The sequence below is a fragment of the Vogesella sp. EB genome (assembly GCF_001037925.1).
Taxonomy (GTDB): Bacteria; Pseudomonadota; Gammaproteobacteria; order Burkholderiales; family Chromobacteriaceae; genus Vogesella; species Vogesella indigofera.
In genome coordinates, this window is record NZ_LFDT01000067.1 from 1 (window position 1) to 640 (window position 640).

Annotated in this window: 1 pseudogene; it reads right to left on the reverse strand. The window is 60.2% G+C overall.

Going from position 1 to position 640, the window contains the following annotated elements:
* Positions 1–111 precede the first annotated feature (111 nt).
* A pseudogene (locus ACG97_RS16755) lies at positions 112–640 on the reverse strand (integrase core domain-containing protein); the annotation flags it as partial.

Here is a 640-nt window from a genome sequence, read left to right on the forward strand (position 1 = left end):
CGCTGCCCAGTCTCTTCGTAGCCTTGCGGCCAACTGACCTGCCGACGTCCCTCCGTTTTCAGGGGCGTAGCAGTGGGCTTTAGAGTCCGGGGCTAATTTACCTGATTTCTCAGCGAGTGATTTGGCGTAGGCGGCCGGCGTCAAACCACCCAGGGCCTTCTTGGGTCTTTCGTTGTTGTATTCCCTCCGCCAGGCTTCGATGACGACTTGGGCATGCAGCAGGCTGGTGAACCAGTGCTCGTTCAGGCACTCATCCCGGAAACGCCCGTTAAACGATTCGATGTAGGCATTCTGATTGGGCTTGCCCGGCTCAATGAGGAAGAGCTGAACGCCACGGGCATGCGCCTAGGTCAACATCGCACGGCTGCAGAACGCCTTACCGTTATCGGTCCTGATCGCTTTGGGTAAGCCGCGTGTCTTCGCCAACTGGTCGAGGACGTGCGTCAGATGCAGGCCACCCATCGCGCGCTCCGGCACAATGGCGACCGCCTCGTGGGTGGCATCATCGACCACGGTCAGATTCTTGATGGCCCGGCCTTCGGCCGTCCGGTCGAATACGAAATCCATCGACCAGACCTGGCTGACCGCCATCGGGCGAGCCAACGGGTGACGGTCTGCCACTGGGATTTTCTTGCGCTTC